Origin of the sequence: Facklamia sp. P12950 (assembly GCF_050409465.1) — a bacterium.
Taxonomy (GTDB): Bacteria; Bacillota; Bacilli; order Lactobacillales; family Aerococcaceae; genus Facklamia.
Map to the genome: position 1 here is coordinate 121,310 of NZ_JBNUPK010000005.1, position 14,300 is coordinate 135,609.

At 36.8% G+C, this 14,300-nt stretch carries 14 protein-coding genes; 3 read left to right on the forward strand and 11 right to left on the reverse strand.

The window, feature by feature from the left end; genetic code table 11:
- Nucleotide 1: 1 nt before the first annotated feature.
- The 6 genes from ACQV2Q_RS05850 to uvrA all read right to left on the reverse strand — a co-directional run bounded on the left by ACQV2Q_RS05850 (nt 2) and on the right by uvrA (nt 8,028).
- Nucleotides 2-1,054 (reverse strand): NAD(P)H-dependent glycerol-3-phosphate dehydrogenase, encoded by a 1,053-nt coding sequence (locus tag ACQV2Q_RS05850; protein ID WP_428873185.1) that lies wholly within the window; start codon nt 1,052-1,054, stop codon nt 2-4.
- Between the two features lie 10 nt (nt 1,055-1,064).
- Entirely contained in the window at nt 1,065-1,871 is an 807-nt protein-coding gene (gene lgt, locus ACQV2Q_RS05855) for a prolipoprotein diacylglyceryl transferase (RefSeq protein WP_428873184.1), read from the reverse strand.
- A gap of 19 nt (nt 1,872-1,890) precedes the next feature.
- The gene (hprK, locus tag ACQV2Q_RS05860; RefSeq protein WP_428873183.1) at nt 1,891-2,832 is read right to left on the reverse strand and encodes an HPr(Ser) kinase/phosphatase; all 942 of its coding nucleotides are present in this window, start codon (nt 2,830-2,832) and stop codon (nt 1,891-1,893) included.
- A gap of 122 nt (nt 2,833-2,954) precedes the next feature.
- On the reverse strand, nt 2,955-3,248 hold the full coding sequence (locus tag ACQV2Q_RS05865; protein WP_428873182.1) for a PspC domain-containing protein: 294 nt from the start codon (nt 3,246-3,248) through the stop codon (nt 2,955-2,957).
- Complete coding sequence (locus ACQV2Q_RS05870) at nt 3,248-4,993, reverse strand: DUF4097 family beta strand repeat-containing protein (protein ID WP_428873181.1); 1,746 nt, start codon at nt 4,991-4,993, stop codon at nt 3,248-3,250. The genes ACQV2Q_RS05865 and ACQV2Q_RS05870 overlap by 1 nt, the downstream gene beginning before the upstream one ends.
- Before the next feature lie 188 nt (nt 4,994-5,181).
- Nucleotides 5,182-8,028: an excinuclease ABC subunit UvrA gene (gene uvrA, locus ACQV2Q_RS05875; RefSeq protein WP_428882187.1), complete on the reverse strand. Its 2,847-nt coding sequence runs from the start codon at nt 8,026-8,028 to the stop codon at nt 5,182-5,184.
- A 196-nt stretch (nt 8,029-8,224) separates the two neighbouring features.
- Here uvrA and ACQV2Q_RS05880 point away from each other — a divergent pair, with 196 nt between their 5' ends.
- From ACQV2Q_RS05880 to ACQV2Q_RS05890, 3 genes are all read left to right on the forward strand, one after another.
- Entirely contained in the window at nt 8,225-8,911 is a 687-nt protein-coding gene (locus ACQV2Q_RS05880) for a phosphoribosylaminoimidazolesuccinocarboxamide synthase (RefSeq protein ID WP_428875174.1), read from the forward strand.
- Between the two features lie 191 nt (nt 8,912-9,102).
- Nucleotides 9,103-9,429, forward strand: a complete 327-nt coding sequence (locus ACQV2Q_RS05885) for a PadR family transcriptional regulator (protein WP_428873178.1) — start codon at nt 9,103-9,105, stop codon at nt 9,427-9,429.
- Between the two features lie 2 nt (nt 9,430-9,431).
- Nucleotides 9,432-10,409 carry a permease prefix domain 1-containing protein gene (locus ACQV2Q_RS05890; protein ID WP_428882190.1) on the forward strand — a complete coding sequence of 326 codons (978 nt, stop codon included), beginning with the start codon at nt 9,432-9,434 and terminating at the stop codon, nt 10,407-10,409.
- A gap of 187 nt (nt 10,410-10,596) precedes the next feature.
- Here ACQV2Q_RS05890 and ACQV2Q_RS05895 read toward each other — a convergent pair whose 3' ends face one another.
- The 5 genes from ACQV2Q_RS05895 to ACQV2Q_RS05915 form a co-directional block, all read right to left on the reverse strand.
- Nucleotides 10,597-11,040, reverse strand: a complete 444-nt coding sequence (locus ACQV2Q_RS05895) for a pyridoxamine 5'-phosphate oxidase family protein (protein ID WP_428875172.1) — start codon at nt 11,038-11,040, stop codon at nt 10,597-10,599.
- Between the two features lie 28 nt (nt 11,041-11,068).
- Nucleotides 11,069-11,926, reverse strand: a complete 858-nt coding sequence (locus tag ACQV2Q_RS05900; RefSeq protein ID WP_428882191.1) for a hypothetical protein — start codon at nt 11,924-11,926, stop codon at nt 11,069-11,071.
- Between the two features lie 131 nt (nt 11,927-12,057).
- Nucleotides 12,058-12,393, reverse strand: coding sequence for a PTS lactose/cellobiose transporter subunit IIA (locus ACQV2Q_RS05905; protein ID WP_428882194.1), 336 nt, complete (start codon nt 12,391-12,393; stop codon nt 12,058-12,060).
- Nucleotide 12,394: 1 nt separating this feature from the next.
- A complete protein-coding gene (locus ACQV2Q_RS05910) occupies nt 12,395-12,712 on the reverse strand; it encodes a PTS sugar transporter subunit IIB (RefSeq protein WP_428873173.1) in 318 nt (105 codons plus the stop codon).
- Between the two features lie 243 nt (nt 12,713-12,955).
- Entirely contained in the window at nt 12,956-14,290 is a 1,335-nt protein-coding gene (locus ACQV2Q_RS05915) for a DUF2254 domain-containing protein (RefSeq protein WP_428882195.1), read from the reverse strand.
- Between the last annotated feature and the right edge of the window lie 10 nt (nt 14,291-14,300).

Here is a 14,300-nt window from a genome sequence, read left to right on the forward strand (position 1 = left end):
CTTATCTTCCTTTCTCTGAGGTGATCACTTCATTGTGTTGGGCTAAAGAGGCTTCTTGTTTGCCAGAGCGATTCATTAATTGACTAACCACTTCTTTAACATCCGCTCCTTGATAAAGAACTTGATAGAGGCCATTAGTAATTGGCATATCGACTTGATATTCTTGTGCCAACTCATAAGCTGCCAGGCAAGTAAAAATACCCTCAACCACCATCTGGACTTCTTCTGTCACTTCTTCAACAGTTAAGCCTTTAGCCAACAAATTACCAGCTTGCCAATTACGTGAATGAATGCTGGTACAAGTTACAATGAGGTCTCCAACTCCACTTAAACCAAGAAAAGTTAGCGGGTCTGCCCCTAAGCGTATACCCAAACGCGATATTTCAGCCAAGCCCCGTGTAATTAAACCGGCCTTAGCATTGTCCCCGTAGTTTAAACCATTAAGAATTCCTGCGCCTAAAGCAATAATGTTTTTCAAGGCAGCGCCTAATTCAACCCCTATCACATCCGTGTTAGTGTATACACGGAAATAATTATTCATAAAGAGCTCTTGAACAGTTTCAGCAGCTTCTAGCGATTCACTGGCCGCGGTAACGGATGTAAGATCTTCGCGTGCGACCTCTTCCGCATGGCTAGGACCGGATAAGACGACTAAAGCTCTGTAAAGATCTGTGGTCAGCTCTTCTTGAAGCACTTGAGAAATACGCAAGTGACTTTTTTGTTCAAGTCCTTTAGACACATGAATAATTAAAGGAGGTCGCTCCATTTTGACTAAAAGTTTATTTACTTCTTTAGAAACCTTACGAATTGCTTGGGTGGGTACTGCAAAAAGCAAGACTTCTGCTTTCTTTAAGGCTTGTACTAAATCAAGCGTTGCTTTAACAGTCTCATTCAGCTCAAATTCTTTAAGAAAATGCGAGTTGGTATGTTGTTGATTAATCTCATCAACCACCTGAGGATCAATGCTCCAAATAGTAACACTATGTTGATTGTCTGATAAGACTTTTGCTAGAGCAGACCCCCACGAACCTGATCCTAGAATTGTAATGTTCATTTTTTTCTCCTTATCTTGCAATATCTGATTCCTTATAGAAGGGAAGTGTCAAGTGGACTCTTCGATAAATCATAATTGAAATAGCACTTACAACGATAATTAACGAAAAAACTTGTGAGACTCTAAAAGGTCCCCAATAAAGACTATCTGTTCGTAAACCTTCAATCCAAGCTCTACCTATACCGTACCAAACTGCATAAAAGCTTGCGACTTCTCCTTCTTTTAAGAAACGCTTCCTTCTTATCGTCATAATTAAAACAAGACCGATAAAGTTCCATAAAGACTCAAATAAGAAGGTGGGTTGACGATATTGCCCTTGGACTTCCATTTGATCAATGATAAAAGTAGGTAATCTTAAATTTTCTAAATAGGAGCGACTCACAATCCCTCCGTAAGCCTCCTGGTTAATAAAATTACCCCACCGCCCAACAATTTGTGCCAACATCAAGGCAGGTGCTGCCATGTCCATTTCTAATGCTGCATTTAAATTATCTTTACGAATAAAATATATTAAGGTTAGAAAGCCCGCAATAATTCCGCCATAGATTGCAATACCACCGTTCCAAATAGCAAAAACACTCAACAAATTATCTTGATAGGACTGCCAAGAAAAGGCTACATAATAAATTCTAGCCCCTATAAAACCGATGATAATTGCCCAAAAAAGGCGATCAAAGGCCTTATCTGGATCGGCCCCTTTACGTTTAACTTCCCTTATATATAAGAAATAGGCCAATAACATTCCGAAACCAATGATTAGCCCATACCAATAGACAGGCCAACTTCCAATATGAAAGGCGATGCGATCTATCTTCATAAAAATTGAGCCGAAAGAATTAATCATTAGTCACCTCACGATTAGACATGATCAAAGCATCTAATTTAGCATTAAAGGCATCTGTAGCATCAAAGCCCATACTGTTGGCTCTGAAATTCATAGCGGCTGCTTCAATAATAGCTGCTAAGTTCCGTCCTGTTTTTACCGGTATTCTCGTTCTTGGGATTTGAACATCAAAAATCCGGTCGTATTGTTGACCAGACCCTAAACGATCATATTCAATTTGTCCATCATCTAATACCATCTCGATAATTAATTCTAACTTTTTAGAACGTACAATGGCCGAGACTCCATAAAGACTCATTACATCAACAATTCCCAAGCCACGAATTTCTAATAAGTTTTGTAGAATTTCCGGCGCTTCACCAATTAGGGTTAGCTCATCCACCATAAAAAATTCTACTCGGTCATCGGCTACTAGACGGTGACCCCTTTGAATCAACTCTAAAGCGGTTTCTGATTTGCCGACTCCAGAGGTGCCTGTTAACAAGACTCCCATCCCAAATACTTCAAGAAAGACTCCATGCTTTGAAAAACGCTCTGCTAATTGTCCTTCTAAATAATTGGTTAGATTTGCCAAGACCCGGCTAGTACGAGAACGAGCTGAAAGTAGTGGCACCTGACGTTCTTTAGCTATTAAAATAAGTTCTGAAGGTATAGATATTTTTCGAGCGACTACAATAGCAGGCGTATCTTCACGACAGATAGAGCGGAATTTCTCAATACGTTCTTGGCTAGTCAAGGTATCTAAATAAGCTGTTTCTGTTCGACCGATTAATTGAATCCGATCACTCGGATAGAATTCTTTGAAGTCTGCCAGAATAAGTCCTGGTCTTGAAACTTCACTGGAAACAATTTTCTTATCGACATGTTCATGACCATAGACAATCTCCACATCTAAAGTTTCAGTTAATTTTTGGACTGTCACATATTTTCCCACGGTCCGATCCTCCATTCATTTTTCTCTAAAATGGTATCATAGAAAGAGCCTTCTGACTAGCAAATGGCGCTATCATTAAAAATGAGCCCTCACCTAATAAGATGAGGGCTCGTTTTATTTTTCTAAAAGTCACTCCAGTTATCGTCATCTTGAGGAGTAATATCTTTAATCACCTGATGAGAATTAGTTTCTGAATATTTCTTTCCTTTACGACGTAAAGAGGGTTTGCCAACTTGATAATCATAGGGTATAATAACCGCCATTAAAATGTATGGGAAAAAACCTACTCCTGCTGAAAACATAGCAATCAGAAAAATTAAACGGACTAAAGTCGAATCAATATTAAAGTATTCTGCTATACCACCACAAACACCAAAAATGCGGCGATCGGATGATGAGCGTGTTAATCGTTGCATTATTTACCTTCCTTTCCTGTCTCAGAATCTCCATCTTTTAGGTACAAATCTCCAAAGGTAATACTTGCATCAATCTGAACTTCTTTCTGATCCAGATGACCGGGACGATTGTATATAAATGATTTACCACCATCAAAAATTTCTTGTCGGTCTAAGCCAGACATTCGATGCTTAATTTGTCCTTCAGAGAGATTACCTCTTGCGGTGAAAGCCTGTTCTTTTAGTAAGCTGACTTTAAGGTCGCCATGAACAGCTGAAAGTGAAATGTTAGCTGGTTCGATATCTTTTTTAGTAATGTAACAATCTCCATTAACTGTACTGGCCTTAATATTACCAACTGGTCCAACAATTCGGAAGTCTCCATTAATATTTTTAAGACTAGTTGTTTGGATGGTTGAGTTTTTAATTTTTACATCACCATTGACTAGATTCAAACCTAATATATCAGTTGAGATGTTTTTAAGTTTAACATCTCCTAATTTTGTGTCAATATTCACTTCATCTGCCTTGGTATCAGCAAGACGGATGTCTCCTCGCTTACTAGAAATGATTAGATTGTTTACTTCCATTTGTTTGACTCTTATATCTCCATTAAGGGTATTTAAAACAACTGAATGATATAGCTTATGAGGCAAGCTGATCTTGGCATCCATAGCTAAATTCATAGCATCCACATGAAAAACCAATTTATTTTCAATGGTGGTTATAGTTACTTTTTCTTTGAACAAGTCAACCGTTAGCTTATCTTGTCCACCCATCAGCTTAATAGCAGCCTCTACTAAAATGTCGTCGCCTTCATGGAATTCTACTTGTAAATCACCATTTAATACATTAAAATCCATCGCTGTTAAAGTTGCTCCATCAAAGGAAAAAGTATGGTCTAATACTTGGCTCTTAATCCAAGGCACATTGAAAGATACATTAACATCCTTAGTGGTGAAATTATTGAGTGAGGATTTTATCAGATCCTTCACTTGCTTGCCAAGGCGTTTACCTTCTCTGCTTGCTTCTTCTTTAAATTGGTGCGCTTGCTCAGTAAGAACTTGGGTGGAATTAGAAATAAACCGTTTAAATTCAGGGTCAGCTTGTTGATTTTCTTTACATTCTTCATATAGATCCTCTTGCTGATCATAAAGTCCTTCGACTTGCTGTTCTAAATGCTTAATTTCACTGTCAATCGCTCTTTCTTGTAAGGTAAAATCTTTGACCTGATCTTTCATCTCAGTGGTCAGTTCTTCAATTTCAGCCAGAATTTCTAGTTCTCTTAACCGCTGTTGGATAATAATCTTTTCTTCATTAAATTGATGAAGTCGCTCATTAACCTCTTCAATTTCTTGCTGAATGGCCTGCCCTTTTGTTTCAAAAGCTTCAGCCTTTGCTTGATAAGAAGCATGTTCTTCTTGATCACTGGTCTGTTCTTTAAAAGAAGGTCTGTCTTTTGTTTCTTTACGGTTTTCCAGTGAATCATTGACCTCTTTAACGACTTGATTGCTTGCTTGAGCTACTTCTTTCACTACACTTGTCCCTGCATTCACTGCTTGATCTACCATTGAACGAACCAGGCGGTTGAGGTCATCTTTTACCAATGTCTTGCTCTCAATTTTAGTGTCTTTTGTCTTAGCGCTATCCTCAGTAGGTTCTGATGAATCGTTTGCCATACCACCTGCTTCAAGTAATCTTAAGGCTTCATCCATAGATATAATTTTTTGTCTAACTAATTCGATAATTCTTTCTTTCTCGTTCATAATAATCCTCCTAATTTATACTGACCCTCTTCATCTTCTATTATGCTAGTTAATTACTCTTTAATCATAGGTCCCTAGGCTGATATTTGTTTTTAAAGAAATCGTTATCTGATTCCTGTTATTAGGATAGCGGTTATTATTAAAAAAGCATAGGCCGGACGTCTTAATTTCCCAGCCTATGCTCTCTATTATCGAAAACCCTTATCTTTATCGCGCTTCAAAATATCTTTTAAAAATTTGCCAGTATGACTCTTTCGTTTTCTAGCGATTTCTTCCGGAGTACCAACAGCCACTACTTGACCTCCGTGACTACCACCTTCGGGCCCCATATCAATAATATAGTCTGCCGTTTTAATTACATCAAGATTGTGTTCAATAATAACTACCGTGTTGCCAGCCTCTACTAATCGATTAATAACATTCATTAATTTAACAATATCATGAACATGTAATCCAGTAGTCGGTTCATCCAAAATATAAAGCGTTTTGCCATTGGAAACACGATGAAGTTCAGCGGCTAATTTCATTCGCTGTGCTTCGCCACCCGATAAAGTGGTTGCCGATTGTCCTAACTGGATATAGCCTAAACCTACGTCTTGCAGCGTTTTCATTTTGCGCGCTATCTTTGGATGCGCATCAAAAAATTCCACTGCTTCATCGACTGTCATATTTAAGACATCACTTATCGATTGTCCTTTGAATTTAATTTCGAGTGTCTCTGAATTGTAACGGGCGCCATGACAGACATCGCACGGGACATAAACATCTGGGAGAAAATGCATTTCAATTTTCTTAATACCTGCTCCACCACAAGATTCACAACGTCCTCCCTTGACATTAAATGAAAATCTTCCTTTATTGTAACCGCGAATTTTAGCATCATTAGTATTCGCAAATAATGCACGAATGTCATCAAAAACAGAAGTATAGGTTGCCGGGTTAGACCTTGGAGTTCGACCAATTGGACTTTGATCAATTTCAATCACTTTTTCTAGCTCTTCAAATCCACTGATATCTTTGAATTTACCCGGTCTTTCCTGAGTAGAGGTTAACCGCTTAGCTAAGGCAACTTTTAAGATGCGATTCACTAAGGACGATTTGCCAGAACCGGAAACGCCAGTCACACAAGTTAAGCGACCAATTGGAAAAGAAACATCGATATTTTTTAAATTGTTTTCACGAGCACCCTTGACCTCAATCCAACCTAAGTCTTCCTGTCTACGTTTTTTAGGCACAACAATCCCTTTTTCGCCCCTTAGGTATTTACCAGTAAGAGAGTCAGGGTTCCCCATTACCTCTTGAGGGGTTCCAGCAGCTACAATTTTTCCTCCTTGATCGCCCGCACCAGGCCCAATATCGATTAGGTAGTCAGCTGCTAACATAGTCTCTTCATCGTGCTCAACAACAATTAGGGTGTTCCCTAAATCACGCATCTCCATTAATGAATGAATTAAGCGATCATTGTCTCGTTGATGCAAGCCAATTGAAGGTTCATCCAGTATATAAAGCACGCCGCTTAGTCGCGAGCCAATTTGGGTAGCTAAACGAATCCTTTGAGCTTCTCCTCCTGACAACGAGCCTGCAATTCGATCGAGTGTCAAATACTCCAATCCCACATTATCTAGAAAAGTCAAACGATCATTGATTTCTTTCATAATCGGTTGAGCAATCATCAAGTCATGCTCATCAAATTGTATATTTTCAAAATGTATTTTTGCCATATCAATAGACAATGCTGTCACTTGAGCAATATTTTTATCAGCCACTCTTACACTTAAAGCTTTTTCGTTCAAGCGTTGACCTCTACAAGTTGGACACTCTAACTCTTGCATATAATTACGCAAAACATCTCGCATATAATCTGAACTTGTTTGATTATAGCGTCTTTCAACATTATTAAAGATCCCTTCAAATGTCTGATCAACCGTTCGCTTCTTACCGCCGTGCATGGGTTCAAAGGTAAATTTAAAGTGAAAGTTAGGTTGGCCATATTTGAGCGCTTCTTGTTGGTCCTTGGTTAATTCTTCATAAGGAAGGTCCATTGGGATACCGTAAGCTTTAGCAAATTGATCTAGCATAGAAGCATAGTAGCCCGAACCTTCTTTGCCCCAAGGTAAAAAGGCTCCCTCACGCAAAGTTAAGGTTGGATCAGGAATAATTAAATCTTCATCAGGAGTTAAACGAGCGCCCAAACCATCACAAGCCGGACAAGAACCGAAGGGTGCATTAAAAGAAAAAAGTCTTGGTTCTAACTCTTCAATAGAAAAATCACAGTATGGACAAGTATAATGCTCATTAAAATAAAGTTCCTCTCCATCAATTACATCTACAACTAAATAACCTTTAGAAGCATTCACTGCTGTTTCAACGGAGTCATAAAGTCGAGATCGAATCCCTTCTTTAATCACAATTCGATCGACCACAATTTCAATAGTATGACTGACTTTTTTTGAAAGTTCGGGAACTTCGGTTAAATCAATTATTTCTCCATCTACTCTTACACGAACATAACCTTCTTTAGCTACTTGCTCCAACACTCTTTTATGCTGCCCTTTTTGATTCCTTACAAGTGGTGAAAGAATTTGAATTTTACTGCGATCTGGTAATTCCAATAAGCGATCCACCATCTGTTCAACAGATTGTCTAACAATGGGTAAGTTGTGACGAGGACAGTAGGGAGTCCCTACTCTGGCATAAAGCAAACGTAAAAAATCATTAATTTCAGTAGCTGTTCCTACGGTTGAGCGCGGGTTCTTACTGGTTGTCTTTTGATCAATTGAAATGGCGGGACTCAGACCCTCAATCGAATCGACTTCCGGTTTATCCATTTGCCCTAAAAATTGACGTGCATAGGCTGACAAACTTTCTACATACCTTCTTTGGCCTTCTGCATATAGGGTATCAAAGGCAAGTGATGACTTGCCAGACCCCGATAATCCAGTCACTACAACTAATTGATCACGAGGTATTTCTATGTCTATATTTTTTAAATTGTGGGTTCTTGCACCCTTGATGGTAATTTTATCTTTAGTCAAAATAATCCCTCTCTTCTCTGTCCGTAAAAAAACTCTTCACCTCATTATAACACAGGTCACTTTCTAAACCAGAAAATTTGTTCGTATGTTTTCCCGAACGTTTAACTGGAATTTCGTTTATTCATCTAACTTTTTATACTCCTTAAGATAGGGGTGTGCTAAAATTAACTTATGTTAATAAGAAAGGGTGTTGAAATTGCAATTAGTTTATAAAGGCAAAACAAAAGACGTCTACTCCTTGGAAAATGGAAACTACCTCTTAAAATTTAAAGACGATGTCACTGGAGAAAACGGTGTCTTTGACCCTGGGGCGAACTCTGTTGGTCTATCTATCGAAGGCGTTGGTCGTGCTGGTTTAGAAATGTCTCAATTTTTCTTTGAAAAAATCCATCAAGCTGGAATCTCAACACACTTTGTTAATGCAAACATGGATGAACAAACAATGGAGGTTAAGCCTGCTAAAGTGTTTGGTAAAGGTTTAGAAGTGATTTGCCGCCAAAAAGCAGTGGGTTCTTTCTTCCGTCGCTACGGTGATTATATTGAAGAAGGCAGTGATCTTCCTCAATACGTGGAGTTCACAATTAAAGATGATGATCGTCAAGATCCACCAATCACTAAAGACGGATTAGTTGTTCTTGATATTTTATCCGCTGAACAAGTAGACCGCACCGTTGAGCTCACTCGTCAAATTACAACCATTGTATCTGATGAATTAAAAGCTCATGGTCTTGATCTTTATGATATTAAGTTTGAATTTGGTACTTTACAAAACAACGATGAAGTTGTCCTAATTGATGAAATCTCTGGTGGTAATATGCGTGTCTATAAAGACGGCCAATATATTGAACCATTGAAATTACACCAATTACTATTTAAAGCTTAATTCCTATTTTAAATCTAAGCCAAATAATAAAATCAAAGCGTCTCTCGATTAAACAATCGAGAGGCGCTTGTTTTATTCCTATTTTCCTAGGACTATGGTCTGATTTTTTAAAAAACTACTTTATCTGCCGTAGTAATTGTTTTATAATTTAAATACTCCATCAGATACAGTAAAAAGAGTGAGGTGATTCATTGATAAATAGTGATATTTTTAGAGGGTATAACGACCTTTTCATCCTAGCTATTTTAGATAAGAGTGATTCCTATGGTTATGAAATTGGCAAAACAATTTCTCATTTATCCAATGAAAAATACATCATGAAAGAAACAACTCTTTACTCCATTTTTAACCGCTTAAAAAAAGATGGTTTAATCGAAGACTATCCCGGCCAGAAAACAAATGGTCGTCCAAGAACCTACTATCGATTAACGCAAAAAGGGAAAGAAGTCTTACAAGATAAAGTCAAAGAATGGACAATCGTTAAAGCAATCGTGGAAAATATTATTAAAGGAGCTTAATTATGGACGTAATAAAAACCTATCTTGATTCTATGTTTAACAAGATTGAAGTCAATGATGAAATGCTTCAACTGAAGGCAGAAATCTTGGCAAATATGGAAGACAAATACCAAGACTTAATTGATTCAGGTCTGAGTGAGCATGAAGCCGTTGGTAAAGTGATTACTGAATTTGGCAGTATTGAGGAACTGATTGATGCTTATCAATTCAAAACACAAGATAAAAACAAACTGCCACACTATCCCTTACTCACAGAAGAAGAAATCAATGCTTTTATTACCAATAGCACCAAGTCAAATTTATTAACAGCCCTCGGCACCTTTTTAATGATTGCCTCTTCATCAGTCTTCATGACTTTAGAAAGTGTCTTAGGTGAAAACAGCACCTTAGCCGATAGCTTCGGAATTAGTATCATCATAGTGTCAATTGTAATTGCTATTGGTTTCTATGTAACAGCTAGCCAATTTAATGGCAAACCAAAAAAAGTAGCTAAGGGAGAATATCGTTTATCTAAGAACTTAGAAAGGCAACTAAAAAACGACTTGAAACAACAAGAGAAAGTTAGCTCTTATGGATTCATTGCTGGTATCGCCTTAATTCTTCTACCCATTATACCTATCGTTATAGTTGACAGTCTAAATGTAGCAACTGGTCTAGCAGATTTGACTATTTCCGGACTCTTGATCTGTGTTGCTAGCGCAGTCTTCCTTTTCATCTATTTAGGAGGAAATCAATCAACTTATAAAAAGTTATTGGAATCTGGCCTTTCATCACAGGTTAGCCCTCAAGAAATCAACAGTCGAGAGCGTCTTAAAAAAACAGATAAAATATTTGATGATATATACTGGCCATTGGTCACTGTTATTTATTTTCTCTGGTCGTTTATCAGTAGCGCTTGGGCAATTTCTTGGGTGACCTTTATAATTGCTAGCGTAATAGAGGACCTTTTAAAACATTTGTTAGGATTAAAAACCGATTAAATAAAATCACTTCGATTACTAAATAGCTATATGAAAAAATCTTTACCTTTGAGAGATTTTGGCTTTAATAAAGTATAGCTCCACCTATCTTTGACTGAGAGCAAGATCCCTCCAGCATTCTTTCTAATTGAACAATTAGTGAAGCCCTTTGAAAATGTAACTTCTACATTTTCAAAGGGCTTTATCATTACATCTTAGATAATTTTCCACCAATTTCAAACTCATACTTATGACCTTGAGTCATTGAGTGGTAGAAGCCTTTACCTTCATATATTTGAAACACTTGGGCACCCACTTGATCTGCTTGATCAGGGTAAACTATTTCGACATAAGGATTGTTACCTAAAATTTCTGTTAATTTTTCTTTACCTAACTCTCGTACTTTCCCTTCAATCCGAATCACCTGAATCAAATAATCTTCTTCCTTCATAGCTGTCATTGCAACAGCTTTATTGTCTTGGAGTTGTTGATAAAGATTTGTTTTAGGATTGGTCATGAAAAAGATTCCTTTATCGTTTGCTAGACCAACATGAACATGTCGAGCATGCGGTTTATTTTCATTGTCAACCGTTGCTAGCACAGCGACTTTCATATCATTTTGAAATATATCCATAATTTTTTCGATGTTCATCTTTTTTCTCCTTAAAAAACAATTGAAATTAATATTCTCTGTTAAAAATATGATTTAGAGTTTGAGCCATATACACTTCAACTAAAGGACCTACCCAAAAAATTAACCCAATTATTGTTAGAAGCCCTAACAACCCTACAGTAACAATCGCTCCAACTCCATCCATCATAACGAAGCCTAGAAGACCTATCAAAATAAAAAAGACAATAAAGATTAAAAGAATAACTATTAGGCTTTTTGCGATTCGGCCAAAATTATTTTTAGCTACCGTTAAACTTTTAGTAAAGGTTGCCCAGAAATTATACTTGCCTTCCACATCATATGCTATTAGATATGAAATAGGTACTAAAAACACGCTTAAGGCCAATGCCAACAGCATAAATATCAAAACAAAAACTAAGCTAGCCGTATTGCCATATTGGCTTAGTTGAAAAAATATCAAGCCAGAAACAAATAATAGTAAGAACCCGGCGATCCAACCCAAGACATTGGCAAAAAATGACTTGATCGGAAGTGTAATGATTTTTACAGGAGAGGTATGAAAGAAAGCTGAATCTGCTATTCGCATTTCAGGAAAATTTAGCTTTTGAAAATAGGATCTTCTTTGCATAATGCGTAGGAATACCGATAATATCATAGTGATTAAGGCTATTAAGCCTCCTACACCTGTATATTGTGCTTTAAAAAAATCTTGACTAAATTGAACTAATTGATCGGGTGTCATCGTTTCATTAACACTGGTAATAAATGTATTCAATTGATCATTAACCGGAGAGAACATATTGAGAATTCTATTGATTACGGAGGATCCTACAGTTGCAATAAGAATAGTCCCCATAAAATAGCCATAATGTCTTTTTAATCTTTGAATCGATTCAGATAACATCTAACCACTCCTATCATTTTTGATATTCTTTATTTTATCAATTATCGCTGCTAGCTTCAACATAGGGCTGGTGAACTTCTCCCATGGAAAGGAAAAACCTTCTTAAAGAAAAAGAAGGTTTAAATAAATATTTATTTAAAGTTTTTATGATTCGGTAGGATTAATTGATATAAATCGACGATTTCTTTTGCCATATCGTTAACAGTCATTGCGTTCATCAGGTGGTCTTGGGCATGAATCATTAATAAAGATAATTCCGAGCTATTCCCTTGAGCTTCGCCTACCAATAACTTTGTCTGCAATTGATGAGCAGTTAAGATAGACTCCTGGGCTAATGCGAACTTCTGCTGAGCCAAATCAAAATTGCCTTCTTTAGCAAAGCGGATAGCCTCCATTGATTGACTGCGCGCATCGCCACCATTGGCAATCATTAGCATGGCAATTTCTTGTACTTCTTCTACTTTCATTTTAGTCTAAAAGCGATTCGGCTTGCAACAAGACTTTTCTACCGTTTGCTAAGCCGTAATCATTTTTATCAATACTTTCAACAATGATTTGCTTTGGAGCATAGCGTTTAGACAAACCTTCTGATAAATAAGAAACTTGTGGTCCTAATAATAAGACATCGATATTTTCATTGTTTACATAATCTTCCATTTCATGGATCGAAGATGAAATAATCTCATAATCTAGTTCTTCAGTCTTTACAATATTATTCATCTTATTAACCAACATGGTTGTAGACATTCCAGTACCACACACCAACATAATTGTTTTTTTACTCATTAGTCACCCTCCATATAATAAATCACAAATAATTACTCTTATAGAATCTATATTAGCTGATTATTTAAGCGTTTTCAACGGCTTTATGCTTTTTTTTGATAAACAGTGCCATTATTTACTAACGGTGTCTTTTAATCGCACATTAAAACTGATAAAGCTGATTCGTTGTGATCGGCCTCATTAAAAAACTAAAATCTTTGCTCACACCAATAGTCTAACAAATTACAGCAATTTTTTACACCTTTATTCCTCATTTTTCTCAGTTTCTCTAGGCCTTAACCTAGCAATAGGTTCCATCACTTCGTTAAACATTCTTTGGTCATATTCAGACTCAAAATGGTCGGTTATTTTATTTGATAAGTATGATATAAACCCTTTAATAACCTCTTGATGCTTATGAGAAGAATTAAGGCCAATGAAATATAAGGCTTCATAAAGATCACGAATTAAATAGGCGTCTTGATTAATATACTGAACCAATTGACCAAAATTTTGGAATAGAATCTTCTGAAAAGGGCAGTAGTCATAACAAACGCCTACCTCTAGTGTTTGTGACGAAGGTAATTCTATTTCTTCTAAATAGACTGCATACCTGGCCGGAGCTTGCCCTAATTCACCTAATAAAATGGACTGGTAACGAAAAACATGACTAATGGTGTTGGGGTCATTTATAGAAGGTGAGGCACTCCGCAAAGCGATATCTGTTAACTTCGAAAGAGCAAAATCAGGATTGTACATAGAAGAAGGTTCGTGTTGAAAAATAAAAGACCGATTCAATTTCTCTTCAAACTTTTCCCAATCTTTTTGTTTCTTCAAAGAATAAGCATCAGCTAAAACAGCTCCTTTACCTACAAAATCACCATTTCTAACCTTCAAAACAATCACACATTTACATTCTTTTGCTAAATCAAATAAACGATCAATATCGACAAAATCTAGATAACCTTGTTTCAAAGACTGCACACTTTTACTGGCTGCCCCTTTGATAGAAGGCAATTGGTCCACAAATGTTGCTGCTTCAAAAAAGTCTTTATTTTCCGAGATAATTTTTGAAGCTCTTTCAAATAGTCCTTTAATGACCTGATTGTGTTGAACAGATTGTGAGATATCAAAAACAAAACGAATAAAGTATAAAACACTTGTAATCCCATACATTAAAGCCACTGTCCCCGACATCACTAAATATTCGCCTTGAGATTCGCGCATGAAAAATAAGGAAACCAGGCAATAAACAAAACCACCTAAATAAATACCCAAAGTTTGAGTAGACGATTTACGAAAAAGAAAATTTTCAATTGTTCGCGGCCCAAAACTAGAAGCATAATAGGACATCACACTCAGCATGGTAGCAAAAGTAAAAGTTGCCACAGCAAAAAGGGAGCCTGCTAAAGAACTTAATATCATTTGCGCAAAGTTTTGACTGGTTAGTAACACACTCGGTAGCGCATCTAGGTCTCCCCAATAGCGCACATCCATTAACATGACAAGTACCGCTAAAAAGAAAGCAAGTATAACATTATAAACAAATACCCACCAAGATTTTTGATCTTCAAAATATAGTTTTAAGCTTTCTATCATATGCACCTTT